Origin of the sequence: Blautia sp. HCP3S3_H10_2, from assembly GCF_052122375.1 — a bacterium.
GTDB lineage: Bacteria > Bacillota > Clostridia > Lachnospirales > Lachnospiraceae > Blautia_A.
This window is the reverse complement of record NZ_JBQKCL010000002.1, coordinates 159607-185921: the sequence shown is the minus strand read 5'-3', so window position 1 is coordinate 185921 and position 26315 is coordinate 159607. Positions and strand designations below refer to the sequence as shown.

Here is a 26315-nt window from a genome sequence, read left to right as displayed (position 1 = left end):
AAGGAAAAAGGAGAGGGTTAGAGGAAACAGAGAATGGAAAAGCAATTTGGCTATGAATGTAAATTTGCAGACTATAAGGAAGAACTGATCTATTTGCGCCGATATTTTCACCGGCATCCGGAGCTTGGACTTAAGGAATATGAGACCTCTGAATTTATCTGGAATTATCTGGAACAGCTTGGTTACCGTCTGAGAAAGGTTTCACCTACCGGGATCATTGCAGAACATCCTTGCCAGGATGGCGAAATTTTTGCATACCGGAAAAAAGTGGTGCTTCGTGCAGAAATGGATGCCCTTCCCATACAGGAACAGACGGGGCTTGACTATGCATCGGAAAATGCCGGAGTCATGCATGCCTGCGGACATGACGGGATCGTAGCAGTGGCGCTGATGCTGGCGAAGATACTGGCAGAACAAAAAGAGACATTCCCAGTGCGGATGCGTTTCCTGTTTGAACCGGCAGAAGAAATTGGCGAGGGAGCCAGAAGAATGCTGGAAGCTGGCGCGTTGGAGGGAGAACCAGATGCTTTTCTGATGTTTCATTATGCAGTAGATCAGTCTCTTGGAATGGCAGTTCACAAGGGACAGGCTTCTGCAATGATCAATGGGATGGAAATCCGTGTTCACGGTAAGTCAAGCCACTGGTGCGAGGCAGAAAAGGGAATTGACAGTATTTATGCGGCATCTCTTGTAGTAAAAGCCCTTCATGACCTGAATGAAAATTACAGGGGAAAAGGTCCCTGTCTGGTGGGAACCGGCACAATTCATGGCGGAGAATACCCGAATATCATTACAGATCTTGTAACATTGCGCGGAAATATCCGGGCTGCCTATGAAGAGGATTATTGGGCGCTTGACCGGGAAATGCGTAAAGCGGTGAAAGAAATCGAAACTGTGACAGGAACCGGCATAGAGGTTATATATCCCAAGCCTGCGGTCCTCCCTATTATCAATGATGCTGGGCTTACAAAGGCAGCAAAAGCTGCTGGGAAAAAGGTTTTCGGGGATCGGTTTATTCTTGAAAATGAAGAACAGCTGTTTCTAAGTGGGGATAACGCTTACCGGTATTTTTTACAGGCAAAAGGTGTGTTCCTGGTATTTCTTGCCAGACCAGAAGGAGAGGTATATCCCTTCCATCATCCGAAATTCCAGTTTGATGAGGAGATATTGCTGTACAGCCTGGAAGCGTTATATGAGACATTAAAAGGTGTGTGAGAGAGAATTGAAACTGACAATATCCTTTGGGAAATCGGCAGATCGATCATAATGACACAAAACAAGTATATTTTGAGGGCCGGCATTGAACCGTTGAGGTATAGAGAATTGTTGTATAAGGCAGAGGAAAATTCTGCAGAAAGGCGTGTATATGGAAACTTTATATGTTGGAAGTTCAAAGGAAAAATATCATCAGATTATGTGTGCTTTGGAAAAAGCCCATATCAAATATAAGTTTCAGACTATCAGTCATGAAAAGAATGTGTTTGCGCCTGGAATTGGCACTGGCAGGGATTTCGGGTTAAACCGCGCAGATTCAGACAAGTATGCGGTATATGAGGTAATGGTGAGCGGGAAAGACTTGGAGGAGGCGAGAAATCTGGTACGCGGGCTCTAATGAAAAATCATATATATTGCTATTTAATGTGATGAAAGCACTTAAGGATTGTAGTTTGTCGAAATCGGACGCAGTTGGACAATTGTTATTACCGCGGGCCGGTGCAACGCTACGGCGAACTAACTGCTAACTACGACTAAGACGCTCGGGAAAGCCCTCGCGCCTAAGTCTCCGTAAGCAGTGGATTTCACCTTCGCTAATGGCGCACCTGAAATGGCCCGCTAGGCAATAACAGTTGTCCAACTGCTGTGAACTGGCTAGAACTAATTGCTTTCAGTCGTGGGTAACTGAAAGTTTTCCACCACAATTAATAGCTGTGCGATGCTTGTATTCCAGTCGATAAACTCCTGTTTGGTTAGTTGCAGTTGTCCATAACCAGCGGTTTGGCAATGTATATTCACGTAGCCGTGCATTTCAGGAGCGATTTTAGTGGAGACGAGATCCATGACTTACGGAGACTTAGGCGCGAAGGCTCTCCTGAGCGTCTTAGTCGTAGTTTGTCATTAGCTCGCCGGAACGTTGCTCCGCACGGCGGTGAATATACATTGCCAGACCGCGTCCGGCAATCGACATCCAGCACATTATATAGCAATTAAATAAGCCCTAAACTTCGGCATATAAACAGCCATCCCGTCAAGGTGAAAGCGCTGAGCAATGTAGTCAGCATGATAACACTGGAGGAAAAGGAGCCCTCGTGCCCCATATTTTTTGCCATAATATAACAGCTTACGGTGGTAGCAGAACCAAGCATGATCAGAATGGATACCAGTTTATCATGAGTGAAACCAAGTTTAATGGCAATTGGAAGGAAGATCGCAGCGAAGCCAATAAGCTTCATGAAAGTACACGCGATTGTTGCCTTTAACCTGGAAAATGCTTTTCCAAAATGTAAAGCGCCACCCATTGCCATAAGACCTAACGGTGTGGCTGTTTTTCCCAGATTGTTTATAGTACTGCTAAGTATGGTTGGAAGAGGCAGGCGCAGCACAGACCAGATAAGACCGGCCAGAATACCCAGGATGATCGGGTTTGTGGCGATTCCCTTTAGTGTTTTCAGAATCATTTTTTTATTCATGCCATGGCTGCCTGGTTTCATAAAGGACAGCACGGTTACGGCCATGATATTGTAAAGGGGCACACTTGCGATGATCATAAGAGGTGCCATTCCTGCATCTCCATACAGGTTCTGTATAATGGCAATTCCCAGAATGGCAGCACTGCTGCGGTAAGAGGCCTGGACGAATTCTCCCTGGATATCCCTTGGCTTCAGAAGAAACGAAAGTCCAATGGAGATGGCAATGCTGCAAAATGTGGTGATAAAGCAGAAGATGACCATTTTGGTATCCCATACTTCGTAGAAATCTGCTTCAGCGATATTCATAAACAGAAGTGCTGGTAAAGCAGCCTTGAAAACGAATTTGTTCATCTGGGAGACAAAAGAATCGTCATACAGACCAATCCGCCGGAAAAAATAGCCAAGCATAAGAGTTATAAAAATGGGGATGGTTGCGTTCAGACAAAATATCAGATTTTCCATAATAAAGATTACCTCGCATTGTATTATCTTGTTTTGATTATAAACACTTTCCAATAATTGTCAAATTATGTTTTCTGTGGTATCGTAATAATGAAAGGCAACGAATGGAGGAGAATTATGAGATACGGTAAGATTCGCGTAGAAGATGGAAACCTGGTCTTTTTCAGGCATATGATACAGAATAATCTCCCATGCCGGGATATTATCTGGGCATATATCCATCGGGAAGGCGAAAGCACAGAGACAGCAGTGAAGCAGATGATTTCTAATTATCTGGTTATCATTACCAGACGTAAGAAACGTTATCAGTTTGAAATGACAGAGCATGAGGCGCAGGATTGCCTGCGTATTCTGAAGCTTTTTAATCCGGAGATGGCGACAGGATTTCCAAAGGGCGGCAAGATCGCACTTGAGAGTCTGCCGAATACCAGGGATCTTGGTGCGATTGCGACAAAGGATGGCCGTCACGTTCTTCCCAGGAAGCTTCTTAGAAGCGGCAACCTTTACCATGCTTCCATGGCTGATCAGCGTGTTTTGCAGGAAGAATGCAAGCTGAAAACTGTGATTGATCTCCGGGATCATACGGAACGGAAGGAAAGACCGGATATTGTTTTGAAAGGTGTGGAGTATTACCATATCCCTATGATTGATGAGGAAACCATCAGTGATTCCCCTGAGAGCGTTCTTGGAATGCTTCAGGCAAATGGAATGCTTCAGCAGGTACTGGCGTATGATGGTGATATTGAAGAGCTGATCAGGATACAATATGAAAATTTTGTAAAGGATCAGTACTCGGTTAAGCAGTGTGCACGGTTTATGGATGTGTTGCTGCATCACGAAAATGGCGCTGTATTGTGGCACTGCAGTTTTGGAAAAGACAGGGTAGGAGTGACCACAGCACTTCTTCTTTGTGCACTGGGTGTGCACAGGGATGAGATACGCGAGGATTTTATGCGTTCGAATGTATGTCTGGTAGGGGAACTGGATTATATGCTCCGGTATCTGGAAGCAAACAGGCTGGACAGTATTGCAAATGTAAATAAAGTGTCGGCGCTTTTTAAAGTAAAAGAGGAATATCTCGACCGGATGTTCCGGGTTATTTATACAGAATATGGGAATGTGGACAGGTTTCTGAGGAGAGGATTATACCTGAATCCTAAGACAGTTACGGATCTGCAGGGGAAATATTTGATATAAAAAATGGTTCGGAGCGGTGCATTACCAAGTGTCAGGAATTGGGTTGTTAGTTGGAATTTTATAACCTTATCCAACTATGGTAGATTTTTATGCGGACACAGACACATTAAATGTTTGCGTGAGAAAGACAGATATGCATAAATATGCTTTAATACAATAAAACATTAAATTTTTTTTGAAGTGTGGCATTGACAAAAAAAATTATGTTGCTATAATGGTAACCATATCAATCTGAAGCACGAAAGCAGGATTATTTTTATGCAAAACAAGATTTTATCTTTATTAGTTGATAACACGTCGGGTGTGCTCAGCCGTATTGCCGGAATGTTCAGCCGCCGTGGTTATAATATTGACAGCATTACTGCTGGAGTTACAGCAGATGTGAATTACACCCGTATTACCGTGGTGTGCAGTGGAGATGACGCGATTCTTGATCAGATCGTGAAACAGCTTGCGAAGCTGGTAGATGTAAGGGATATCAAGGTTTTGGATCCATCTGACAGCGTTGTTCGCGAGACCGTTCTTGTGAAGGTTGCAGCAGCACCTGAGCAGAGACAGGGAATTGTTTCCATTGCAGATATTTTCCGTGCCAAGGTGGTGGATGTGAGCAAGGATTCTCTGATCGTGGAGATGACTGGCTCCAAGACTAAGCTGGAGGCGTTTATTGATCTTATGGGAGACTACGAGATCCTGGAGCTGGCAAGGGCCGGTGTCATGGGACTTGAGAGGGGCTCTCATGGAGTAAAATTTCTATAGTTTGCTAAGGGGTATGCATGGATGTAATGAATAACCATACACAGAATATGCATATATATACCCTTAACGATACATATTTTTAAGTTTTAACACAGTAGGAGGAAACGAAAATGTCAGCAAGAATTTTTTACCAGGAAGATTGTAATCTCTCTTTATTAGATGGAAAGACAATCGCAATTATTGGCTACGGTAGCCAGGGACATGCTCATGCACTGAACCTGAAAGAGTCTGGATGCGATGTCATTATCGGTCTTTACGAAGGCAGCAAATCCTGGAAGAGAGCTGAAGAGCAGGGATTTAAAGTATATACAGCAGCAGAGGCTGCAAAGAAAGCTGATATCATCATGATCCTGATCAATGATGAGAAACAGGCTGATATGTATAAGAAAGATATCGAGCCAAACCTTGAAGAGGGTAACATGCTTATGTTCGCTCATGGTTTCAACATTCATTTCGGATGCATCGTTCCGCCAAAGAACGTAGATGTTACTATGATCGCTCCAAAAGGACCTGGACATACAGTAAGAAGCGAGTATCAGGCAGGCAAAGGTGTTCCGTGTCTGGTAGCTGTTGAGCAGGATTACACAGGAAAAGCTCTTGATGTTGCACTTGCATATGCACTTGGCATCGGTGGAGCAAGAGCTGGTGTTCTTGAGACTACATTCCGTACAGAGACAGAGACAGACCTTTTCGGTGAGCAGGCAGTACTTTGCGGTGGTGTTTGTGCTCTTATGCAGGCTGGTTTTGAGACTCTTTGCGAGGCTGGATATGATCCAAGAAACGCATACTTCGAGTGTATCCATGAGATGAAACTGATCGTAGACCTGATCTACCAGTCAGGATTCGCTGGAATGAGATATTCCATCTCCAACACAGCTGAGTATGGCGATTACATCACAGGACCGAAGCTTATCACAGAAGAGACTAAGAAGACAATGAAGAAAATCCTTTCTGATATCCAGGATGGTACTTTTGCAAAAGAGTTCCTGCTTGACATGAGCCCAGCTGGACGTCAGGTACACTTCAAAGCTATGAGAAAGAAAGCTGCTGAGCATCCGTCAGAGAAGGTTGGCGAAGAGGTTCGTAAACTTTACAGCTGGAACGGCGAAGACAAGCTTATCAACAACTAAGCAAAAAAATCCGGGGTAACCCGGATTTTTTTGCGCTACTTTAACGGAGCGGAAGCGAAGTTAAAGGGACCCGGTTGAAAAATCCGGGGTAACCCGGATTTTTTTGCGCTACTTTAACGGAGCGGAAGCGAAGTTAAAGGGACCCGGTTAAAAAATCCGGGGCAATCCGGATTTTTTTATGTAAGAAAAAATTGGACAGGAATCTTTACTGTCAGGGAAATTATATGGCGAATATGTATTGTTATTGTGACGGAAAATATGTTAAAATAACTGCATATTACGAATCAGGAGGAATACTATAATGGGAATGACAATGACTCAGAAGATCCTGGCAGCTCATGCAGGTCTGGATCATGTAGAAGCGGGACAGCTTATAGAGGCACAGCTTGACCTTGTTCTTGGAAACGATATCACGTCTCCGGTTGCAATCCATGAGATGGATAAGATGACCGTAGATACTGTATTTGACAAAGATAAAATTGCACTGGTAATGGATCATTTTATCCCGAACAAGGATATCAAGTCTGCAGAGCACTGCAAATGTGTCCGCGAATTTGCCTGTCGTCATGATATCACCAATTATTTTGATGTAGGACAGATGGGTATCGAGCATGCGCTTCTTCCGGAGAAAGGTCTTACAGTAGCTGGCGATGTGATCATCGGCGCAGATTCACATACCTGTACATATGGAGCTCTTGGAGCTTTTTCCACGGGTGTTGGAAGTACAGATATGGCAGCTGGTATGGCTACTGGAAAAGCATGGTTTAAGGTTCCGTCTGCTATCAAATTTAACATTGTAGGGAAACCGAAGAAATGGGTAAGCGGAAAAGATGTTATTTTACATATTATTGGCATGATCGGCGTGGATGGTGCCCTTTACAAATCTATGGAATTTGTAGGAGAGGGTATTAAGAACCTGTCCATGGATGATCGTTTCACGATTGCAAATATGGCAATCGAGGCTGGCGGAAAGAATGGAATTTTCCCAGTTGATGATCTTGCAATCGAATATATGAAAGAGCATTCTAAACGTCCATATACAGTATATGAAGCTGATGAGGATGCGGTTTATGAGGCAGAGTATACAATTGATCTTAGCACACTGGAGCCAACGGTTGCATTCCCTCATTTACCAGAGAATACCAAAACGATTTCCGAGATCAGTGAGCCGGTGGCAGTGGATCAGTCTGTGATTGGTTCCTGTACAAACGGACGTATTGATGACCTTCGTGTTGCAGCAGAAATCCTGAAAGGACGCAAGGTTAAGAAGGGACTTCGCTGTATTGTAATTCCTGCTACACAGGCAATTTACCTGCAGGCTATGGAGGAAGGACTTCTTAAGATTTTTATTGAAGCAGGGGCAGTAGTAAGTACTCCTACCTGTGGACCGTGCCTTGGCGGATATATGGGAATCCTGGCTGCTGGTGAGCGTTGCATTTCCACTACTAACCGTAACTTTGTAGGACGTATGGGACATGTGGATTCTGAAGTTTATCTTGCCAGCCCGGCAGTTGCAGCAGCAAGTGCAGTAACTGGCTATATCTGCGCACCGGAAGAATTAGGATTATAAGGAGGAACTTATCATGCAGGCAAAAGGCAGAGCTTTTAAATATGGAGACAATGTTGATACAGACGTTATTATTCCGGCACGTTATCTGAATTCCTCAGATCCGGCTGAACTGGCGACTCACTGTATGGAAGACATTGACAAGACCTTTGTGAAGAGAGTGCAGAAGGGTGATATTATCGTAGCAACTAAGAACTTTGGCTGCGGTTCTTCCCGTGAACATGCGCCGATCGCAATTAAGGCAGCTGGAGTAAGCTGCGTTATTGCAGAAACATTTGCCAGAATTTTTTATCGTAATGCGATCAATATCGGGCTTCCGATCATTGAGTGCCCTGAGGCAAGCAAGGGAATTGAAGAAGGAGATCAGGTTGAGGTAGATTTTGATTCCGGTATGATCTATAACCGTACGAAGGGAACCCAGTTCAAGGGGCAGGCATTCCCGGAATTTATGCAGAAGATCATTAAGGCTGAGGGACTTGTGAATTATATTAATGCCCAGCAGTAAAATTAAAATTTTGCAATAGGAAACAAACTTTTGTAAAAATGGAACGTGAAGTCTTGGAAACTGAAGAGACTTCACGTTCTTTTCTTTATGGGATGTTAAGCTGTGGGATGTAAATTGGCTAAAAAAGCTTTGATTTCTCTGGTGTCATTTTCTACACAATTTAAACGGATCTCGAAAAGATTTCTCTCTGTTTTGAGCTTTAAGACATCATCAAGCTTATGACTTAAGGCCAGATGGTTTTCAGCTATGATACGTATGTTTTTATCAGTGGTATTTTCCAAATGAAGCTGTATTCCAGACACAGTCCTTTTTAAATCGTTTATATCGGCTTTCATGGAACCCATTTCGGTTTTCATGGAACCCATTTCGGTTTTCATGTAATCCAGGTTATCTCTTAGTGGCTGTAATAAATTGTTAATTGCTTGCAAATCGTTTTTATCTAGCATTTTACACTCTCCTTTACATATATACTATATAATAAATATACTATATCACAAAAAGAACATGAAGTCTATTCAGTTTTCAAGGTTCGGGTTCTTGGGAAATAATAAAATGATTATAAAGATAATAGATTATAAAGATAATAAATGATTAAAAGAAAATAAATTGATGATTATTATACATAAGAAAAACATAAAATCGGGGCAACAGGATTTGAACCTGCGACCTCACGGCCCCCAGCCGTGCGCGCTACCAAGCTACGCCATACCCCGTAACAGATGATATTATATCAAATGTGCTTTGAAAAATCAACTGTTTTTTCTGAAAATTTTGGATTGACAAACGGCATTGAAAATGTTAAGGTAATAACCACAGGGAAAATATAAGAGAAATGCTTTGATAAGGAGTAGTACACAGAAACTGGAGCGCAGAGAGTTACCGGATGGTGTGAGGTAACGGAAGGAAACTGTAGAACTCGCCTTGGAGCAGCTGTCCGAAATTACTTATCTGATCATTTATACTGTTAAGTAAGAGTAGACGCAGACGGATTCCACCGTTACAGGGAGAGGATATAAGGAATGATCCCGTATCCGTTAAGTGTATGGATTTTATTCATGAAATAAGAGTGGTACCGCGTAGGACATATGTCTTCCGTCTCTTGCATTGATGTATGCAGAGCTGGAGGGCTTTTTTTATGCAATGGGGAATTTTGTTCTAATTGCTTATTGTATAAAAGCTCTGCAGGGTAGGATCTAAAGCAGCCAAAAGAAAGACACAATTTATAATATGGAGGACAAAAGAAATGATGAACGCAAGCAAATACAAAAAACAGTATTATCTTCCGCCAGAAACCTGCATGGACTGGGCAAAGAAAGATTATATCGATAAAGCACCCATCTGGTGCTCCGTAGATCTTCGTGATGGTAACCAGGCTCTTGTGATTCCGATGAGTCTGGAGCAGAAAGTTGAATTTTTTAAACTCCTTGTACAGATTGGCTTTAAGGAAATTGAAGTTGGTTTCCCGGCAGCTTCCGAGACAGAGTACACCTTCCTTCGTACTTTGATCGACAACAATCTGATTCCTGAGGATGTTACCATTCAGGTACTGACCCAGGCAAGAGAGCATATTATCCGCAAGACTTTTGAGGCTGTAAAAGGTGCACCAAAAGCAATTGTCCACGTATACAATTCCACATCTGTTGCACAGCGTGAACAGGTATTTAAGAAATCAAAAGAAGAGATTTTAAAGATTGCAGTAGAGGGTGCCAGATTATTAAAAGAACTGGCTGAACAGACAGAAGGAAACTTCCAGTTCGAATACAGCCCGGAGAGCTTTACAGGAACAGAGCCGGAATATGCTCTTGAAGTCTGCAATGCAGTAATTGATGTATGGCAGCCGACACCGGATAACAAATGTATTATTAATCTTCCGGTAACAGTCGAGCATTCCATGCCGCATGTATATGCAAGCCAGGTTGAGTATATGTGCAAGCATATGCTTCATCGTGAAAATGTAATCGTATCCTTACATCCTCATAATGACAGAGGCTGCGGTGTAGCAGATTCCGAGATGGGAATTCTGGCTGGTGCAGATCGTATTGAGGGAACTTTGTTTGGAAACGGTGAGCGTACAGGTAATGTTGATATCGTAACACTTGGAATGAACATGTACTCCCAGGGAGTAGATCCTAAGCTTGATTTCTCAGACATGCCTCACATCTGTGATGTATACGAGCGTTGCACCGGAATGACAGTAGGAGAGAGAAGCCCGTACAGTGGAGCCCTTGTTTTTGCAGCATTCTCCGGTTCCCATCAGGATGCGATCGCCAAAGGTATGCATTGGATCGAAGAGAAAGATCCGAACCGTTGGACAGTTCCATATCTGCCAATTGACCCTACTGATGTTGGCCGTAACTATGACGCAGACGTTATCCGAATCAACAGCCAGTCTGGTAAAGGTGGTGTAGGCTATATTCTGGAAACCAAATATGGCCTGAATCTTCCTCCAAAGATGCGTGAAGCAATGGGCTACACAGCAAAGGGTGTTTCCGATCATCTTCATAAAGAGCTTCACCCAGATGAAATTTTCGAATTGTTTAAGAAAACATTCGAAAATGTGGTACAGCCATATAGCATTAATGAAGTTCATTTCCAGCAGAAGGATGGAGGAATTACAACAAAAGTTACTTCTACATTTAATGGAAAGACGATTACCACAGAGGCTTCTGGAAACGGACGTCTGGATGCAGTAAGCAATGCTTTGAAGAAAGCATATGAGCTGAAATATTCCCTTGAGGTATATCAGGAGCATGCGTTGGAGCGTAGTTCCAGTTCCAAAGCAATCGCATATGTCGGCATTAAGAAACCAGACGGAACGATGGCATGGGGAGCTGGCGTAGATCCGGATATTATCCGTGCTTCTATTGATGCACTTGTGACAGCAATCAATAACCGCTGATTTGTAAATTGTTATAATCGACTATCATTTTTAATAGGAAAGAATATTCACTGCAGAATTTATGAAAATATTGATTCTGCAGTGATTTTTTTGTCATAATAAGGCGATGGGAAAAACTTGACGAAGCACTAGAGACGACGCTATAATAATATATGTAAAAAGAAAAAACAAAGGGGAGAAATTAAAACAGACTTTTGCAAAAATGTTACGACGTTTTTGCAATGTGGAAGTTGTTTTAATGTCTGGCCTCTATTTTTTTACCAGTTTTTGGGGAAAATGGGACGATTATAATAAAAATTACTTGACATTTCAGCGATTATTAAATATAATTTTCTCATACATTACAAAAATGTTACGAAAAATATAATTAAAGAAATCAAAACATAACAAAAGTGCAAGGAAAGAAGAATATGAAATTAAAAATAAGTTTACAGAATGTAACGACTTGCAAGGGCAAAAACCAGAGGAAAAAGAATGGGAATGTTCTTGTACATAATTTTGTAGCTCTTAGTGCCTGCGCCACGTTGGCGATGATTTTGGCAATTGGATCAAAAGTAGCAGAATCAGGTAATCGAAGCCAGGTATATGCGGCATCAGATTCAGAGAATGAATCAGCAGATCTGGGAACTTCTTCCGGAGTAATAAGCTATACGCTGCCCACGGGAATTGCAGGTATGGTTACCAGTGTGGCAGACAGTCCGGCGGCTGGAACGAAGGTGACACGTATTGGGACCTCCTGTGAAAAGGTGATGGTTGGACAGCGTGTGAAGAAAGTCAAGGGAAATGCGGATGAACTGAATGTGGGAGATTCCATGGCGGATACAGTTGACAGTTTTGATGCGGCAGTATCTGTGTCAGCGACTCCGAAACTGATGTCGGATTCGGATTATGATAATCTGCTCCACATTGTAGAGGCAGAGGCCGGAACAGAAGATGTGAAAGGACGTACCTTGATCGCAAACGTTATTATGAACAGGGTATCCAACAGCGAATTTCCGGATACAGTCACAGATGTAATTTTCGATCAGAAAAATGGTGTTCCACAGTTTTCTCCTGTTTACGACGGAAGATTTTATGAAGTGACTGTTTCAGATGCGACCAGGGAAGCAGTAAAACAAGCCCTGGAAGGCGTTGATTATTCAGAGGGAGCGCTGTTTTTTATTCAGCGTTCTGCAGCAGAAAAGCAGAATGTAAGCTGGTTTGATAAAGACCTGAAGAAATTATTCAAATATGGCGTCCATGAATTTTATACTTATCCGGAGGAAAAAGATTCAAAGGGGAGCTCAGATTCTAAGGATGCTGCCACAGAAAATGCAGTCCAGATGGTGAAAAAATAATATTCAGAAGGTACTGCATATCGGTGAAATTCAGAAAATAATGGGTGAAAAGCCGTCTGAAAGATATTATTTCAGATGGCTTTTTCAAATTTGGTGTTGATTTAGCACGGTGAAGTATGTATAATACCTTTAAAGTCGAAATAAGATAAGAACGAGGCATTTGTCTCATAACAATAAGCGAAAGGCAGGAATAACAAATGCAGGTAATGTACCAGAGCACCAGGGGTAAAGGAGAGCCGGTAACCGCTTCCCAGGCTATTTTGAAGGGACTTTCTGAGGATGGAGGACTGTTTGTACCAACACAGATTCCGGCACTTGATGTTTCCATGGATGAGCTTTCACAGATGACCTATCAGGAAACTGCTTATCAGGTGATGAGCCGTCTTCTCACAGATTTTACAGAAGAGGAGCTTCGCAGCTGTATCAACAGCGCATATGATAAAAAATTCGATACGGATAAGATTGCGCCTCTTAAGGAAGCGGATGGAGCTTATTATCTGGAGCTTTTTCATGGCCCTACGATTGCATTTAAGGACATGGCACTTTCCATTCTGCCATATCTTATGACTACCGCAGCAAGAAAGAATAACGTAAAAAATGAGATCGTGATCCTGACCGCTACTTCCGGAGATACCGGAAAAGCAGCACTGGCAGGATTTGCAGATGTCCCAGGCACCAGGATCATTGTATTCTATCCGAAACATGGAGTAAGTCCGATCCAGGAGAAGCAGATGGTAACCCAGAAAGGTGCCAATACATATGTAGTGGGTATCACTGGTAACTTTGACGATGCTCAGACTGCCGTAAAGAAAATGTTTAATGATAAAGCGATGGCAGAAGAGCTTGCGCAGGCAGGCTTCCAGTTTTCCTCAGCAAATTCCATTAACATTGGCCGTCTTGTTCCCCAGATTGTTTATTATGTGTATGCATATGCAAGCCTGGTACGTCAGGGTGCAATCAAGTCTGAACAGGAGATCAATGTGGTGGTCCCAACCGGAAACTTTGGAAATATTCTGGCTGCATTCTATGCCAAACAGATGGGACTTCCGATTAAGAAGCTGATCTGTGCTTCTAATGAGAATAAAGTATTATATGATTTCTTTACCACAGGTACCTATAACCGTAAGAGAGACTTTATTCTTACCAGCTCTCCATCTATGGACATCCTGATTTCCAGCAATCTGGAGCGTCTGATTTACCGTATTGCAGGAAATGATCCGGAAGAGTGTGCGAAGCTTATGGGAAATCTTTCCCAGGGAGGAGAATACACGATCACTCCGCAGATGAAAGAGCAGTTGAAGGATTTCTATGGAAATTACTGTACAGAAGAGGAAACGAAAGAAGCAATCCGTGAAGTATATCAGGCAAGTGACTATGTGATCGATACACATACTGCAGTTGCAGCAGGCGTATACAAGAAATATGTGTCTGATACAAAGGATAAAACACCGGCTGTGATCGCATCTACAGCAAGTCCATATAAATTTACAAGAAGCGTTATGGATGCAATTTCTGAAGGCCATGAAGATCTGGATGATTTCGGTCTTGCAGATGCACTTGAGAAGCTTTCCGGTGTAGCTGTTCCGAAGGCTGTTAACGATATCCGTACTGCACCGGTGCTTCATGACCGGGTAGTGGATGCAGAAGATATGCCGGCCACTGTGAAGAATATACTTGGAATCCACTAATGTGAATCGTGTATTTTTAATCCGGTTTGTTTAACTATGAATCAAAAAAGGCTGTCACCCAGGTAGTGGCAGTCATTTTTCTGTGTGGGAAAATATTTTTATTATCAAAGTACATTTTGGAGGAAAGATGAAAAAGAGGGTAAACTATCTGCTATGGACGCTTTTGGCGCTGCTTACAGCAATGTCGTTTTCTATGACTGGGGAACTGCAGCGAAAAGGTACATTTCTACAAAAACTGGCGAAAGAGATGGATGGACGGAATGCGGAATTTCTGCTGATTTTTATTGGCGCCGTTCTTTTGTATGCAAAGACATGGGAAAGCTTTAAACGCACAAGTAACTGGGTTACACATCTGCTTTCCGCTTTTTTTGCCGGCTGCATGGTAATAGGACTTAGTTTTACCGCCATTGAAAGCTGGGAATTTATTTTTTACAACAAAAAGCAGCTTTTGATCGCACTTATGACGTTTTGCGGTTTCTGGATCCTGCTGGATTTTTTGCTTTCTCTTTTGTACAGTTATTTGGCAAATAGAAAAATTGCAGAAAACAGGATGAAATTGCCACTGGTTATGCAAAAGCATCCGTTGTTGTTTGCTTTTCTCATAATCGAAATTTGCTGGGCGCCTTATTTTATATTATGTTTTCCGGGAAGCGTTCCATTTGATGGCTGGAGACAGATCTGGATGTATAATGGGTACAGCGAGTTTTATAACCTGCATCCATGGCAGACCACTCTGCTGATTGGCTGGTTAATGGATCTGGGCTGCCACATCAGCGATAACATAGGTGTTTTCACGGTGGTTCTTGTGTTTTCCCTGATAGAATCATTTTGTTATTCTGTGGCGTGCAGTAAAATATACAAGTGGAGAAAGTCAGCTGCGGCATATCTGTTATCCGCCTTGTTTTTTGGCTGTGTTCCTTTATTTGGTTCTTTTGCCCAGGCAATATTAAAAGATAGCCTGTTCACTGGCCTTTTATGCTGTTATGTAGCAGTTTTGCTGGATATCTGTATTACGGGAAAGAATGGAACCGTAATCAGCCAGTGGCTGTGCCTGTTTATATCAGGCTTAAGCGTCTGCATTGGCAGAAAGAACGGAATTTATATTGTACTTCCTTCCATGATATTAACTGCGGTTTATGTAGAGAGAAAAAAGTGGAAAATTATAGTGATAACAATGATAAGCCTGTTCCTTTTACAAGGAGTGGTGAGTCCTAAAATTGCAACTGCTATTGGAGTGGCACCAGGTTCTGTGAGAGCGATGCTTGCTATTCCACTGCAACAGACAGCCAGATATGTAAGAGCATATCCGGAAGATGTAACAGAGGAAGAGAAAGCGGCAATTAATGCAGTAATGGACTTTGACCAGTTAGGAGCTATTTATAACCCGGAGAATTATGATCCGGTAAAATTGAATTTTGCTGCAAAAATGGATGCCCTTTCCCAGGAAGAGCGTAACAGCCGGTTATCGGAATACTTTAAAGCATGGCGTTCCATGTTTTTGAAGCATCCGGGTATATATGTGGAGGCTACATTACATGGGTCTTATGGATACTTTTATCCATTTCATGAGTGTGGAGTACAGAAATTGTTTCAGTTTGGAACTAAGAAAGAGATACGTAAACATTTCGCTGTAAAATATGTATTTCCAAGGAGAATCCGAAATATCATAACTGGCTGGTCATATTTATGGTTGAAGTTCCCTGTGACGGCACAGCTGATGAATCCGGGCATGTATACGTGGATTTTACTGATAGCGGCAGGATATCTGTTTTATAGGAAAAAGGGACTTGGGATTTTTGCACTTGCGGCACCTGCACTAAATGTTGCGGTATGCGTCGCGTCACCTATAAATGGGCTTGTCCGCTATGCTATTCCTTTGCTGGCGTGTCTTCCGGCAATTGTGTGCTGGTCTCTGGCATATTCAGAAAAAGAGAGCGCAGAGAATAATTGACAGATTTTTCGCGGCTAAAATATACATTTTCTGTTGAAAAACCGTATATACTAGAGTATAATAACTTTTAGAAAAAATGAATCCTGGGATGTGCGAGGCCCCTTTTATTTTTGAACCTACATTGACATCAAGGGAATCCAAGATCGCAGTACGGATGTCAGACCTCTCGTCGTGGTAGGCAGAAGTCCTGTTGAGGATACCCACCTAGCGGTTCGCTAGGCGTCAAAAGAAAGGGAACGGCATTCTGGGATTTTTTAGAACAGGGAGGCAGGTAACATGGGTGTTACAGCAAAGAAATTTGGAGAATTAACCTCGGGGGAGGAGATTACATTATATCATCTGGAGAATCAGTCCGGTGCTTATGCAGAGGTGATGGACTACGGTGCTATTCTTGTGAAGCTTGTGGTTCCGGATAAGGACGGGAAGCTGACAGATGTAGTACTTGGCTATGATGATGTCCAGCAGTATGAAGTGAATGGCTGTTTCTTTGGAGCAATCATCGGAAGAAGCGGTAACCGTATTGCAGGAGCCAGATTCTCTCTTTATGGTCAGGAATACCATCTTGGTAAGAATGAGAATGATAACAATCTTCACAGTGGCCCTAACGGCTTTGAGAAGAAGATCTGGACAGTGAAGAATACAGATGAGAAGAAAAATGCCATTACTTTTTCCAGAATCAGTCCGGATGGCGAGAATGGATTCCCTGGTGAATTCCAGGTGTCTGTCACATATGAATTTACAGAGGAGAATACCCTGCAGATTTATTATGAAGGTGTCAGCGACAAGGCCACACTGGCGAACATGACCAATCACTCTTACTTCAATCTTACAGGTGAAGGGAGCGGTAAGGTACTTGATACATATCTTACGATCCATGCGAAGGATTATAATCCGGTTGATGAGTTTTCCATCCCTACAGGCGAGTATGCAGCCGTAGAGGGAACTCCTATGGACTTTAATAAGGTGAAGAAGATCGGCCAGGAGATTGAAGCAGATTTCCAGCAGCTGAAATTCACAGGTGGATATGACCACAATTATGTGGCAGACAACTACGCTAAGGGAAACAGAAGGACTATCGCATCTGCATATAATGAAACTTCTGGAATTACTATGGATGTGATTTCTGATTGTCCATGTGTACAGTTTTATGCCGGTAATTTCGTAATTGATGAAAAGGGTAAGAATGGACATGTTTATAATAAACGTGATGGCTTTTGTCTTGAGACACAGGTTGAGCCGAATGCAGTAAATGTAGAGGCATTCCATTCTCCAATCCTGGAAGCAGGGGAGAAGTACCAGTCCTTTACCGCTTATAAGTTTGGTGTTCGGAAATAATTGATTGCCATATAGATATTTTTATCTGGTTTTCTTCATATATTTTACATATGAAGAAGACCAGATTTTTTTATGAAATGAATTATTTTTTGATTGTACTGCTGGGATGGCTGCTATTGTTTGGAAAAGCGGGAGAAGTGAATAGAAAAGAAAAAAATAAGGGGATGGCTGAAGAGACGATCAGTATGGAAGGAAAAAGGGAGCAGGATAAAGAAGAGCGGTTTAATATCCTGCAGAGTTTTGGAATTTCCAGCGCCGGAATCGGGCTTTCCCTGAAATGGACAGAGGCAGAAGATGGAAAAACAGACGGAAAGACAGGTGATCGTCTGATCCGTGTCCTTCTGACTGATTCTGATCAGAAGTCCTATTATCATCCATCTGTAACTTTACAGATCCATGGAGAAGAGCGAACCTATACATTTGATTCGCCGGAGGTTCAGGGGAAAACGCTGATTTTAAAAGGTGATGAAGACGGCATTGCTGTGCCTTCTATTAAAAGGGCACAAAATCCACCGGTTTATTACGGAACCCTGGAAATAAAAAAGACAGGCCAGGGCCTATTGCTTATTAATGAACTGCCCCTGGAAACTTATCTGAAAGGTGTTGTGCCAAGCGAAATGCCTTCGGCTTATGAGGAACAGGCATTGATGGCCCAGGCTGTATGTGCCAGAACCTATGCAGTGTGCCAGATGGAAGAAAACAGTCTGCAAGAGGAATATGGGGCAGATGTGGATGATAGTGTGAACTATCAGGTGTACGGCAATTTTGCAGCTGACGAAAAAACAAATAGAGCAGTGGAGAAAACGAAAGGCCAGATTCTGTGCCAGAACGGGAAGCCGATCACCGCGTATTACTTTTCCACATCTGCCGGGCAGACCAGCACAGATGAGATATGGGGAGCGGATAAGGCTGCCGCTTATTTGAAAAGTGTGGAATGTGATTTTGACCAGGATATGCCCTGGAGCAGCTGGAATGTGGAAATTCCCTGGCAGATATTGGAAAACAGGGCGGCAGAATCTGGGGGAGATGGATCCCTGAAGGGCATTCAGATTGAAAAAAAGAGTACAAGCGGAGCTGTCACTGGGATAAAAGTTATCGCAGAAAACAGGACGATACAGATTGAAGGTGAGTATGAGATCCGCCAATTTCTATCGCCTGCAGGGCTTTCTGTTACCGAAAAAGATGGAACGGTTGTGAAGGGTGGAAGCCTTCTTCCAAGTTCTTATTTTGATTTGAAAGTGAAACTAGATCAGATGGTGCAGATTTTGGGAAAGGGATACGGACATGGCATTGGAATGAGTCAGAATGGAGCCAATGAGATGGCAAAAGAAGGATATACCTGGCGGGAAATCCTGACTTATTTTTTTCAGAATATCACTCTGGAAAGCATGGAATAAGAGAACCGTTGAGGGAAAAAGTAGACAGAAAGCCTGTTTCGTGATATGATACAAAAAATGCAACTGTTCAGAGGCTGGTTCTGAACAGTTACAAAAAAATATTGTAATGCTCCGGATTTGTTTCATCCGGAACTATTACAATAGCTACAAAATGCAACAGGAGCAATCGTATGGATAAGAAGAAAGAAAAGCAAAGTGTTCTTCAGCTGCTGCTGGGCTTTATGGACAGAGCAAATGGAGACCATGTGGGAGCGTATGCGGCACAGGCAGCGTACTTTTTGATCATGTCTTTTATTCCCTTTATTCTGTTTCTTACGACTATAATTCGTTATACACCACTGACCTATAATGTGGTCAGTGAAGCAATCCGGGCTTTTGTGCCACACAATATACAGAATTTCGTATTAACCATTGTATCTGAAGTATATGGAAGAAGCACTGCTGTGGTACCGATATCAGCGATTATGGCATTGTGGTCAGCTGGGAAGGCGATGCAGTCTCTGACAAATGGACTGAATACCATTTACCATGTGCATGAGACACGAAACTGGCTGGTTACCAGGCTTTATGCAGTGGTTTATACATTTTTATTCAGCGTTGCGATCATTGCAAGTCTCTTTCTGCTGGTTCTGGGAAACCAGATCCAGACCATGGCAGGGAAATACGTTCCGTTCCTTGGCAGGGTGATCGGGAAGATCATCGGAGCCAGAACGGCACTTGTATTTGCAGGTCTGTTTCTGATATTCCTGATTTTGTATAAAATGCTGCCGAACCGGAAGGCGACTTTTAAGAGTCAGGTGCCAGGGGCGATTCTGATCGCAGCGGGATGGTCCTTGTTTTCCTATTTCTTTTCCTTGTATTTTGAATTGTTTCCAGGCTTTAGCAATATGTATGGAAGTCTTACTGCGTTGATCATGGTTATGCTCTGGCTTTATATCTGTATGAATCTTTTGCTTTATGGGGCTGAGATTAACGCTTATTTTGAGAAACAGTTCAGAATGGCCCAGGCATCTATGCGGGAAATGCTCAGCCGTGAACATGATGAAGGGGAGAAGGAAGTAGACAAAGAAAAGAAGAAATTCAAAGAAAAAGAAACAGAGAAGAAAAGAAAATCTTCGAAGCGTACTTGACAGATTTGCCCTGATGTGGCATAGTATTGAAAGAGAAAAAGCCAGGAAGGTGTTTTTAGGAGATTATTTTCTTTCAGAGAGAGGAAGCCACCGGCTGCAAGCTTCCTTAAGTTCAGATAATTTCTGAGTTTCGCACCGGAGCCGCGTTTCTGAAATTTCCAGTAGGAAGCGACGTGATGCTGCGCGTTAAGCGGCGAGAGAGCCTGTATATACAGGAATCAGGGTGGTACCGCGGAATATGCTTCGTCCCTTTTGGTAAGGGACGGGGCTTTTTTATTTTCCATTTATCAATTACTGCTCTTTGCCTGGCGGATCATAAGAATAAAGGAGAAATGAACCATGGATATGAAAGAAAGACTTCAGGAACTGGCAGAAAATGCCAGAGCACGGATTGAAGAATCTGAAGGCCTGGACAAATTAAATGATGTGCGTGTTGCATATCTTGGAAAAAAAGGTGAACTCACTGCAATCTTAAAAGGAATGAAGGATGTTTCCCCAGAGGAGAGACCGAAGGTTGGACAGCTGGTAAATGAGACAAGAGCCAAGATCGAGAGTCTTCTGGAAGAGTCCAGACAGAAGCTGGAAGAGGCTGTAAGAGAAGAGAAAATGAAGGCTGAGGTAATTGATGTTACCCTTCCTGCAAAGAAAGCAAGAATCGGTCACCGTCATCCAAACAGCATTGCCCTGGAAGAGGTAGAGCGTATTTTCATCGGAATGGGCTATGAGGTTGTAGAAGGACCGGAGGTAGAGTATGCAGATTATAACTTTACCAAACTGAACATTCCGGAGAACCATCCGGCCAGAGATGAGCAGGATACTTTCTTTATCAACGATTCCATACTTCTCCGTTCCCAGACTTCACCGGTCCAGGCACGTACCATGGAGAAAGGCAAGCTTCCGATCCGTATGATCGCACCTGGAAGAGTATTCCGTTCTGATGAGGTGGATGCAACACATTCCCCATCCTTCCATCAGATTGAGGGTCTTGTAATTGATAAGAATATCACATTTGCAGATCTGAAGGGAACTCTTGAGGTATTTGCCAAGGAGCTTTTCGGACCTGAGACCAAGACGAAATTCAGACCCCATCATTTCCCATTTACAGAGCCAAGTGCTGAGGTTGATGTTTCCTGCTTTAAATGTGGTGGAAAAGGCTGCCGTTTCTGTAAAGGATCCGGCTGGATCGAAATCCTTGGCTGTGGAACTGTTCATCCTAATGTACTCCGTATGTGCGGCATTGATCCTGAAGAATACACAGGCTTTGCATTCGGTGTAGGTCTTGAGCGTATCGCCCTTCTGAAATATGAGATCGATGATATGCGCCTGCTTTATGAGAATGATATCCGTTTCCTGAAACAGTTCTGATAAAATTGTTATCAAATAGCTATAGAAGACATAACTGTCTGGAAAAAATGTGAACAGTTACGGATATAGAATATAAGTGGATAGTAGATAGAATAAAGTGAGAAGAGGATTAAAAAATGAATACTTCATTATCTTGGATGAAAATGTATGTGCCGGATCTTGATGTAACCGCACAGGAATATACAGACGCGATGACTTTGTCAGGTACAAAGGTAGAGGGCTTCACCAAGCTTGACGCTGACCTTGACAAAATTGTGATCGGCCAGATCGAGAAAATCGAGAAACACCCGGATGCAGATAAGCTGATCATCTGCCAGGTAAATATCGGATCAGAAGTGATCCAGATCGTTACCGGTGCGCCGAACGTAAAAGAAGGAGACAAGGTACCGGTTGTTCTTGATGGCGGCCGTGTGGCCGGTGGCCATGATGGCAAAATGACTCCTGGCGGAATCAAGATCAAAGCCGGAAAGCTTCGTGGAGTGCCGTCAAATGGCATGATGTGCTCTATTGAAGAACTGGGAAGCAACCGCGACATGTATCCGGAGGCTCCGGAATATGGAATTTATATTTTCCCGGAGGATGCAGTTGTAGGAGAGAGTGCGATCAAAGCTCTTGGACTGGATGACGTGGTTTTCGAGTATGAGATCACATCTAACCGTGTAGACTGCTATGGAGTCCTGGGAATCGCAAGAGAGGCAGCAGCTACTTTTGTCAAGAAATTCTGCCCTCCGGAAGTAAAGGTGACTGGAAATAATGAGCAGGCTTCTGACTACGTGAAAGTAACAGTAGAAAAACCGGAGCTTTGCCCGCGCTATTGCGCAAGAGTTGTAAAAAATGTAAAGATCGGACCATCTCCTAGATGGATGCAGCGTTGCCTGGCTTCCAATGGAATCCGTCCTATTAACAACCTGGTAGATATTACCAACTATGTAATGGAAGAGTTTGGACAGCCAATGCACGCTTATGATCTTGACACCATTGCCAATCATGAGATCGTGGTACGCTGTGCTGGAAAAGATGAGAAATTCGTTACCCTGGATGGACAGGAACGTACTATGGATGAGAACGTACTGATGATCTGTGACGGTGAGAAGCCGGTAGGAATCGCAGGTATCATGGGTGGCGAGAACTCTATGATCACAGAGAATGTACACACCGTTCTTTTTGAGGCTGCATGCTTCGATGGAACCAATATCAGACTTTCTTCCAAGAGAATCGGACTTCGTACAGATGCTTCCGGTAAATTTGAGAAGGGCCTTGATCCCAATAATGCAAAAGCAGCAATCGACAGAGCCTGCCAGCTGATGGAAGAGCTTGGTGCTGGTGAAGTTGTCGGAGGTATGGTTGATATCTGTAACAAAGTAAGTGAGCCATCCCGTGTGAAATTTGAACCGGAACGTATCAATGGTCTTCTTGGAACCAATCTTTCCAAAGAAGAGATGCTTGGATACCTTGCAAAGATCGAGCTTGCTTATGACGAGAAGACAAATGAGATCGTAGCTCCTACTTTCCGTCAGGATATCCATTGTATGGCAGATGTGGCAGAGGAAGTTGCCCGTTTCTATGGTTATGACAAGATTCCGACCACTTTACCATCTGGGGAAGCTACAGCAGGAAAAATGCCATTCAAGCTCCGCATCGAAAATATTGCAAGAGACATTGCAGAGTACTGCGGATTTTCCGAGGGAATGACCTATTCCTTCGAGAGCCCGAAGGTATTTGACAAGCTGAGAATTCCGGAGGATGATGTGCTCCGCAAGGTGATCACGATCAGCAATCCTCTTGGCGAGGACTACAGTATAATGCGTACCAGTACACTGAATGGTATGCTTTCATCCCTGGCAACCAATTACAACAGAAGAAACAAAGATGTACGTCTGTATGAGCTTGGAAATGTATATCTTCCAAAGGCACTTCCGCTTACAGAGCTGCCAGATGAGAGAACCATGTTTACACTTGGAATGTATGGAAATGGAGATTTCTTTGACATGAAGGGTGTCTGCGAAGAATTCTTCGAAAAGATCGGTATGAAGAAGAAAATGGAATACGATCCGGCAAGTGAGAAATCATTCCTTCATCCTGGAAGACAGGCAAATATGATTTACGAGGGTACTGTTGTAGGTTATCTTGGTGAGATTCATCCACTTGTTGCAGAAAACTATGGAATCGGTGACCGTGCATATATTGCAATGATCGACATCAAGAGTGTACTGGAATTTGCAAACTTCAATCACAAATTTACCGGTATTGCCAAGTATCCGGCTGTAACACGTGATCTTAGTATGGTAGTTCCGAAACATGTTCTTGCAGGACAGATCGAGGATGTTCTTGTCCAGAGAGGCGGAAAAATCCTGGAGAGCTATCAGCTGTTTGATATTTACGAAGGCAGCCAGATCAAGGGAGGTTATAAGTCTATGGCTTATGCCCTTGTATTCCGTGATCATGACAAGACTCTGGAAGAGAGTGAGATTTCAGCAGCAATGAAGAAAATCTTAAATGGTCTGGAAGGACTTGGAATCGAGTTGAGAAGCTGATGCTTTTATATATTGTAAGACATGGTCTGACACCCTGGAACCATCTTCATAAGGCCCAGGGGTCAGCTGATATTCCACTTGCCCAGGAGGGAATTGACCTTGCCAGAAAGACAGGCGAGGCTTTAATGAATGTGGATTTTGATATCTGCTTCACAAGCCCGTTGATCCGTGCGAGACAGACTGCCCAGCTGGTTCTCGGCGGCCGGGATATTCCGACCATACCGGATGAAAGAATCCAGGAGATTAATTTTGGCGTTCTGGAAGGACACATTATGAGAACGGGAAATACAATGGAATCAGATTGTGAAGAGTTTGATCTGTTTTTCAGAGATCCCCTTTCCTTTCCACGGCCGGAAAATGGAGAAAACATCCAGGATGTCCTGAAACGCACCAGGGATTTCTGGCTGGAGAAAACCACAGATCCCGCTCTGGCAGATAAAACGATCCTGGTGTCTTCCCATGGTTGTGCTGTAAGAGCGCTTCTTCAGAATCTGTATCAGGATCCAGAGCATTTCTGGCATGGCTGTGTACCGCCTAACTGCAGTATTAACCTGGTAGAAGTGAAGGATGGAAAAGCAAGCTTTCTGGAGGAAGATAAGGTTTACGCTTGAAAATATAGAATATGATATAATACCCCTGTTAAATCCTTTTGATTAGACAGGGGTATGTTTTTTCTTGTTATTATGTGTAAATTGTGATATTATGATAAAAAATTCAAAAAATACAAATGGGGAGGCAGACAATGAAGAAAAAAATCACGCATTCTGTATTGTTTGTTGCGGTCCTTGCAGGTACCACTGCTTTGACCTTGTTTGCAGGCAGGGGGAATTTATCATCTACGATCTATAATTTCGTATTTCTGGCGGTGATCGCAGTCCTGTATCTGATCGCAATGTTTGGTGGAATGTTCCGTATGAATAATCTTAGTACAGCATTTCACAGGGCAGTTGAAGAACTGAATGGTATGTTCAAGATTCCGGGTAAGACAGAGCCTAAGAATCTTACGTATCTGGGAGAGCTGTTTGATGATAAATATCTGGATCAGAAAATGGACAGCTTTACAGACAGTATAAACAATAGTAAAGAGGGACTTGGGGATATTGAAGAGTTCATTAATGAGGATGAGCTTGACATTCATGTACATAAAAAGCTTCTGGAAATGGTACCGGATATTTTTACCAGTCTTGGTATTCTGGGTACATTCCTTGGCCTTGTATGGGGACTTCGTGATTTCCAGCCTACAGATTACAGTGCCATGACTTCTTCTGTTGCAGCATTGGTAGAGGGTATTAAAGTGGCATTCCTCACCTCTATTTATGGTATTTCTTTCTCAATTATTTATACTTTCGGAATGAAGGGCGAGTATTCTTCCATGACAGAGGAGCTCCAGGGATTTCTGGAGAAATTTCATTCTTATGTAATGCCTACAGCTGAGAATGAGTCAAGAAACCTGCTCCTTGCAAGCCAGAAGCTGCAGACAAGTGCTATGAAACAGATGGCAGAGCAGTTTTCCGTCCAGATGGCAGACAGCTTTGAGAAGGTCATTACTCCTACATTCCAGAAGATGAATGATTCCCTGGATATGCTGGTAGCTTCTGTGACCAGATGCCAGGAGGATGCGATCCGTGAGATTTCGGACGAATTCCTGAAACAGATGAATAATTCCTTCCATCTGCAGTTCCGCGATTTTAATATGGCACTGGATCAGCTGAAAAAGGCTCAGAAGGAGAATACTGCATATACTTCCGCGATGTATCAGACGATGAGCCAGAAGCTGACAGAGACTTACGACAAGCAGGATAAGGCCATTACCGATATGGTGAAGGAAATGGGGGGCATGCAGACCCGGTACATGTCTACGGCCAACCGCATTCTTTCGGAAAACCAGGAAATCCAGAAGATGCAGCAGCAGGATTATCAGCATGTTGTGGATTATCTGAAGGATGCAGAGAAATCAGCAGCCAAGTTCTGGGTTGCATGCAATCAGGCTATGCAGAAATATGTGGAGACAGCAGCGGCTTCCATCGAGAAGGTTGGCAGCACCAGTCAGGCTGGTACAGATCTGATTCATGCTAATCAGAAGATGGCAGAAGAGTTTACTGCGCAGATGGAGGATTTCGCCCAGTATCAGAGACTTTCCTATAAGACCATGGAGCAGGTGCGTAAGCTCCTGAGTGAAGTCACAGCAGCCAACACCAGAGATGTGTCCCTGATCGCAAGTGGAAGAAATGATTCCGTAGAGAAGCTTGGCAATCTGATCGCACAACAGAATGAAGGCCAGCAGGCGCTTCTGGAAGAAATCAACAAGAACATGAAAGAACTTTCCAAAGCAGCACAGAAAGGAAAATTCGGTTTATTCAGATAAGAGGAGATTG

General features: G+C 43.1%; 20 protein-coding genes, 1 tRNA gene, 1 other RNA gene and 2 other annotated features. Of the genes, 19 read left to right on the top strand and 3 right to left on the bottom strand.

The genetic code is table 11. From position 1 onward, the window contains the following. The first annotated feature begins 33 nt into the window (after positions 1 to 33). Positions 34 to 1215: a M20 metallopeptidase family protein gene (locus ACTQWB_RS02860; protein WP_441500263.1), complete on the top strand. Its 1182-nt coding sequence runs from the start codon at positions 34 to 36 to the stop codon at positions 1213 to 1215. A 151-nt stretch (positions 1216 to 1366) separates the two neighbouring features. Continuing rightward, positions 1367 to 1612 (top strand): hypothetical protein, encoded by a 246-nt coding sequence (locus ACTQWB_RS02855; RefSeq protein ID WP_441500262.1) that lies wholly within the window; start codon positions 1367 to 1369, stop codon positions 1610 to 1612. Positions 1613 to 2204: 592 nt separating this feature from the next. On the opposite strand, the gene ACTQWB_RS02850 is transcribed toward ACTQWB_RS02855, so the two are convergent. Then, on the bottom strand, positions 2205 to 3149 hold the full coding sequence (locus ACTQWB_RS02850; RefSeq protein WP_441500261.1) for an AEC family transporter: 945 nt from the start codon (positions 3147 to 3149) through the stop codon (positions 2205 to 2207). 117 nt (positions 3150 to 3266) lie between these two features. Between ACTQWB_RS02850 and ACTQWB_RS02845 the strand changes: the two genes are divergently transcribed. The 5 genes from ACTQWB_RS02845 to leuD all read left to right on the top strand — a co-directional run bounded on the left by ACTQWB_RS02845 (position 3267) and on the right by leuD (position 8304). Further along, a complete protein-coding gene (locus ACTQWB_RS02845; protein WP_441500260.1) occupies positions 3267 to 4346 on the top strand; it encodes a tyrosine-protein phosphatase in 1080 nt (359 codons plus the stop codon). Positions 4347 to 4604: 258 nt separating this feature from the next. Next, positions 4605 to 5102 (top strand): acetolactate synthase small subunit, encoded by a 498-nt coding sequence (gene ilvN, locus ACTQWB_RS02840; RefSeq protein WP_173736605.1) that lies wholly within the window; start codon positions 4605 to 4607, stop codon positions 5100 to 5102. A gap of 110 nt (positions 5103 to 5212) precedes the next feature. Beyond that, a complete protein-coding gene (gene ilvC / locus ACTQWB_RS02835; protein WP_441500259.1) occupies positions 5213 to 6232 on the top strand; it encodes a ketol-acid reductoisomerase in 1020 nt (339 codons plus the stop codon). A gap of 301 nt (positions 6233 to 6533) precedes the next feature. Beyond that, complete coding sequence (leuC, locus tag ACTQWB_RS02830; RefSeq protein WP_441500258.1) at positions 6534 to 7802, top strand: 3-isopropylmalate dehydratase large subunit; 1269 nt, start codon at positions 6534 to 6536, stop codon at positions 7800 to 7802. Positions 7803 to 7815: 13 nt separating this feature from the next. Next, positions 7816 to 8304, top strand: coding sequence for a 3-isopropylmalate dehydratase small subunit (gene leuD, locus ACTQWB_RS02825; protein WP_441500257.1), 489 nt, complete (start codon positions 7816 to 7818; stop codon positions 8302 to 8304). A 95-nt stretch (positions 8305 to 8399) separates the two neighbouring features. Here leuD and ACTQWB_RS02820 read toward each other — a convergent pair whose 3' ends face one another. Beyond that, positions 8400 to 8750, bottom strand: coding sequence for a hypothetical protein (locus ACTQWB_RS02820; protein WP_441500256.1), 351 nt, complete (start codon positions 8748 to 8750; stop codon positions 8400 to 8402). 193 nt (positions 8751 to 8943) lie between these two features. Continuing rightward, positions 8944 to 9017: transfer RNA gene (locus tag ACTQWB_RS02815), tRNA-Pro, on the bottom strand. Positions 9018 to 9132: 115 nt separating this feature from the next. Beyond that, positions 9133 to 9407 (top strand) — a binding site (T-box leader). A 140-nt stretch (positions 9408 to 9547) separates the two neighbouring features. On the opposite strand from ACTQWB_RS02815, the gene ACTQWB_RS02810 reads away from it, so the two are divergent. The 12 genes from ACTQWB_RS02810 (at position 9548) to ACTQWB_RS02755 (ending at position 26305) form a co-directional block, all read left to right on the top strand. Beyond that, positions 9548 to 11203: a 2-isopropylmalate synthase gene (locus ACTQWB_RS02810; protein ID WP_441500255.1), complete on the top strand. Its 1656-nt coding sequence runs from the start codon at positions 9548 to 9550 to the stop codon at positions 11201 to 11203. A gap of 410 nt (positions 11204 to 11613) precedes the next feature. Then, entirely contained in the window at positions 11614 to 12540 is a 927-nt protein-coding gene (locus ACTQWB_RS02805; protein ID WP_441500254.1) for a cell wall hydrolase, read from the top strand. Positions 12541 to 12737: 197 nt separating this feature from the next. Continuing rightward, positions 12738 to 14228 (top strand): threonine synthase, encoded by a 1491-nt coding sequence (thrC, locus tag ACTQWB_RS02800; RefSeq protein ID WP_441500253.1) that lies wholly within the window; start codon positions 12738 to 12740, stop codon positions 14226 to 14228. A gap of 127 nt (positions 14229 to 14355) precedes the next feature. Further along, positions 14356 to 16179, top strand: a complete 1824-nt coding sequence (locus ACTQWB_RS02795) for a DUF6020 family protein (RefSeq protein ID WP_441500252.1) — start codon at positions 14356 to 14358, stop codon at positions 16177 to 16179. A gap of 77 nt (positions 16180 to 16256) precedes the next feature. Continuing rightward, positions 16257 to 16434, top strand: a non-coding RNA gene (ssrS, locus tag ACTQWB_RS02790) — 6S RNA. A gap of 21 nt (positions 16435 to 16455) precedes the next feature. Beyond that, entirely contained in the window at positions 16456 to 17514 is a 1059-nt protein-coding gene (locus ACTQWB_RS02785) for an aldose epimerase family protein (RefSeq protein ID WP_441500251.1), read from the top strand. 137 nt (positions 17515 to 17651) lie between these two features. Continuing rightward, positions 17652 to 18911 carry a SpoIID/LytB domain-containing protein gene (locus ACTQWB_RS02780; RefSeq protein WP_441500250.1) on the top strand — a complete coding sequence of 420 codons (1260 nt, stop codon included), beginning with the start codon at positions 17652 to 17654 and terminating at the stop codon, positions 18909 to 18911. Between the two features lie 170 nt (positions 18912 to 19081). Then, positions 19082 to 20041: a YihY/virulence factor BrkB family protein gene (locus ACTQWB_RS02775; protein WP_441500249.1), complete on the top strand. Its 960-nt coding sequence runs from the start codon at positions 19082 to 19084 to the stop codon at positions 20039 to 20041. 34 nt (positions 20042 to 20075) lie between these two features. Then, positions 20076 to 20295, top strand: a binding site (T-box leader). A 91-nt stretch (positions 20296 to 20386) separates the two neighbouring features. Next, positions 20387 to 21406, top strand: a complete 1020-nt coding sequence (gene pheS / locus ACTQWB_RS02770; RefSeq protein WP_441500391.1) for a phenylalanine--tRNA ligase subunit alpha — start codon at positions 20387 to 20389, stop codon at positions 21404 to 21406. Positions 21407 to 21522: 116 nt separating this feature from the next. Next, positions 21523 to 23940 carry a phenylalanine--tRNA ligase subunit beta gene (pheT, locus tag ACTQWB_RS02765; RefSeq protein ID WP_441500248.1) on the top strand — a complete coding sequence of 806 codons (2418 nt, stop codon included), beginning with the start codon at positions 21523 to 21525 and terminating at the stop codon, positions 23938 to 23940. Continuing rightward, positions 23940 to 24551, top strand: coding sequence for a histidine phosphatase family protein (locus tag ACTQWB_RS02760; RefSeq protein ID WP_441500247.1), 612 nt, complete (start codon positions 23940 to 23942; stop codon positions 24549 to 24551). Before pheT ends, ACTQWB_RS02760 begins: the two co-directional genes overlap by 1 nt. Before the next feature lie 131 nt (positions 24552 to 24682). After that, positions 24683 to 26305, top strand: coding sequence for a MotA/TolQ/ExbB proton channel family protein (locus ACTQWB_RS02755; protein WP_441500246.1), 1623 nt, complete (start codon positions 24683 to 24685; stop codon positions 26303 to 26305). Positions 26306 to 26315: the final 10 nt, after the last annotated feature.